This is a genomic window from Terriglobus sp. YAF25, from assembly GCF_052113305.1.
GTDB lineage: Bacteria > Acidobacteriota > Terriglobia > Terriglobales > Acidobacteriaceae > Terriglobus.
This window is the reverse complement of sequence record NZ_JBFRCY010000838.1, coordinates 1-3,108: the sequence shown is the minus strand read 5'-3', so window position 1 is coordinate 3,108 and position 3,108 is coordinate 1. Positions and strand designations below refer to the sequence as shown.

The following is a 3,108-nucleotide window of genomic DNA, read 5'->3' as shown; positions in this document are numbered from 1 at the left end:
GCCCTGCAGGGCGCCAATATGCATGCGGAAGCTCCCATCCGCGGGGGACGGACGAACACCGATGAAGATGTAAAAAACGTTTTCAGTATGCTTCACCAGATTCATGCCAATTTTGTGCGGCTTGCCCACTATCCGCATGACGAACGGATGGTGCGGCAGGCAGACCATGAAGGGCTTATGGTGTGGTCTGAGATTCCATTGTGGCAAAGAATCTCGTTCAGCAAACAGGAGGTCTACGACAAGGCCGTTGTGATGCTGCATGAGATGATCCGCCGCGACCGGAACAGGGCTGCGATCCTCTTCTGGTCGGTTTCGAATGAGACACCCAATAACGCTGACCGTACTAAATTCCTCACGGCGCTCGCCAACGAGGCTCGGCACGAGGATCAAACCCGCCTGATCACGTCAGCACTGATCGGCCCCAGGGTGAATGAGGACCGCATCGTGCAGGAGGATCCCCTGATGGATGCACTGGACGTGGTCGGTCAGAACCAATACATCGGCTGGTATGAGGGAACTGCCGAAGATGCTGACCGCAAGATCTGGGTGCTGGTCTCTCCCTGTGCAGGCCGCTTTTATTTGTTTCCCGGACTAAAGCGGCCTTTAAACTTACCGTTGACAATTCCTCCAAAGATGCAACAAAATCTCGGGCGGCCTCAGAACTACAGATTTTGAGTGCTTCAAGTTAAACCGCAGTGATTTTGGCCGACCGGGAAGAACGGCGGCTTTGGAGGTTACAGATGCAGAAGTTCCTATACAGCATGGCCACATGCGCGTTGCTCCTGCTGGCGTTTTCGGCCGGCGGACGCATGGAGGCACAGACCAGCTTCGGGCAGATTACCGGGTCAGTCACCGATGTGAGCGGTGCCAACCTGCCGGGAGCAACCATCAAAGTCACAGAACAGAACACAGGAAATACCCGCACCATCCAGAGCGATCAGGATGGCAGCTACATTGTTACCAATCTCCCGATCGGCATCTATACGCTTTCTGTGTCGCATGAGGGTTTCAAGACGGTACAGCAGAGCGGCATGAGTATTTCAGCAGACGCAAAGCTGACCTCGAACTTCAGCCTTTCCATCGGCGGCACAACAGAGGTCGTAGAAGTCCAGGGAGGCGCGATTGAAGCGCTGAATACCACATCGGGCGAACTGGCGCGCGTGATCGATTCAAAGCAGGTAGAAAACCTGGCTTTGAACGGACGGAACTACACCCAACTGCTGACGCTGGTACCGGGCGCTGTCGTAACGAATCCGGATATCTTCTCGGTGACTACCTCTCTCTCCTCGACCAACCAGACCATCAACGGCAACCGTTCCGACTCGAACAATCTGACCGTAGACGGAGCTTACAACCAGGTAGCCGGTTCCAACGGTTCGCTGATGAATAACGTCGGCGCCGACTTTATTGGCGAGGTAAAGATCAACACCTCGAACTCCTCGGCCGAATATGGACGGACCCAGGGACCTACTTTCAACATCGTGACGAAGAGCGGCACAAACGCGTTCCATGGTGGTGTCTTTGAATTTGCAAGGAACAACTATCTGGATGCGACCAACTACATCGCCAAGAAGAAGACGCAGTTGATCTATAACGACTTCGGATTCTTTATTGGTGGCCCGATCATCAAGAACAAGCTCTTTTTCTTTGTGGGTGAGGAGTGGAAGCGCCTGCGGCAGCAGGCCGTCGCCACCACCTTCAATGTACCGACCACGGCAATGTTGAATGGGGACTTCTCTGCGCTTTGCACCTCGGCCGGTGGTTCGTTTAACGGCTCCGGTGTTTGCTCCGCGCCGACTAATACCTACGGCCAGCTGTACTATCCAGGTACAGCGAACCCAATCCCGTTCAATAACGTTGCCAGCCAGATGTCCACGGACGGAAAGGCGATCGGCAGTATCTACAAGACGATTATTGCGGGCGGTCTGAGCTATCGCGACTCGCTCCAGGCCAATAACCTTACGCTTGCCCCCTCGAATCCTCTGGATTTTCATCAGGACCTCGTTCGCTTTGACTACGTCATCAACCAGAGTCATTCGCTCTTTGGCCGGTGGATCCATGACAAGAACACTTTGATCGATCCTTACGGCACGTTCTCGAACAGCGGCATCCTTAACACGACGCCCACGCAGCGTAACCGGCCTGGACAGAGCTATCTGCGCGGACACCATCACGTATGTAAAGGGTGACCACAATATGAAGTTCGGTTTCGCCTACATCCGCGATCGTGTCGATCAGAACGGCCGCTCGAACTATACCGGGACGGTAGGTTTCAGCCAGAATGGCACATCGACTGCTGCCTCATCGAACTGCCGCCAGACCAACGCGAACACGACCTGCTACTCGCTGGCAGACGCCTTCCTTGGGAACTTCCAGAGCTACTCAGAGCAGAGCGCCGATCCGGTCGGGCACTTCCGCTTCAACCAGATCGAATGGTTCGCACAGGACCAGTGGAGAGCAACCCGTAGGCTCAGCCTGGAATACGGTGTCCGTTTCCAATGGTTGCAGCCCTTCTACGCCCAGGGCAACAACATGACAAACTTCGATCCTGCTGTCTACAACCCCGCGAATGCGGTCACGGTCAGTTCCAGCGGAACGATCGTCAATCCGGGTGTTGGCAATCCATATAACGGTCTTATCCGGGTGGGAGACGGGGTGCCTTCTGATCAGCAGAAGCGGGTACCGAATGTTAATACAGCGCTCTTCTCGCAGATTCCCGCGGGAGCTCCTCGCGGGTTCTACAAGATGAACGGCGCCGTCGGACCTCGGTTCGGCTTCGCGTATGCGGCAAACGACAAGACCTCGATCCGCGGTGGTGTTGGACTGTTCTTCTATCGCCCGCAGGGTAACCTGGTCTTCAGCCAGCTCAATCTCCCGCCATTTCTGCAAAATACACAGTTCTCGAATGGAAACCTGGCCACGCTGACATCGCTTTCGGCAGCTAATAACGGTCTGCAGGGGACGATCAGCGCAGTCAACCCAGCCAACAAGAATCCGTATACAGTTCTCGAATGGAAACCTGGCCACGCTGACATCGCTTTCGGCAGCTAATAACGGTCTGCAGGGGACGATCAGCGCAGTCAACCCAGCCAACAAGAATCCGTATAC

At 55.1% G+C, this 3,108-nt stretch carries 3 protein-coding genes; all 3 read left to right on the top strand.

The annotated features are described in order from the left end of the window. A partial coding sequence (locus tag AB4043_RS24345; RefSeq protein WP_442308368.1) for a glycoside hydrolase family 2 TIM barrel-domain containing protein occupies positions 1 to 675 on the top strand: 675 nt, incomplete at its 5' end. Positions 676 to 740: 65 nt separating this feature from the next. Further along, positions 741 to 2,189 (top strand): carboxypeptidase regulatory-like domain-containing protein, encoded by a 1,449-nt coding sequence (locus tag AB4043_RS24340; protein WP_442308367.1) that lies wholly within the window; start codon positions 741 to 743, stop codon positions 2,187 to 2,189. Between the two features lie 7 nt (positions 2,190 to 2,196). Beyond that, entirely contained in the window at positions 2,197 to 3,051 is an 855-nt protein-coding gene (locus tag AB4043_RS24335) for a hypothetical protein (protein WP_442308366.1), read from the top strand. The last annotated feature ends 57 nt before the right edge of the window (positions 3,052 to 3,108 follow it).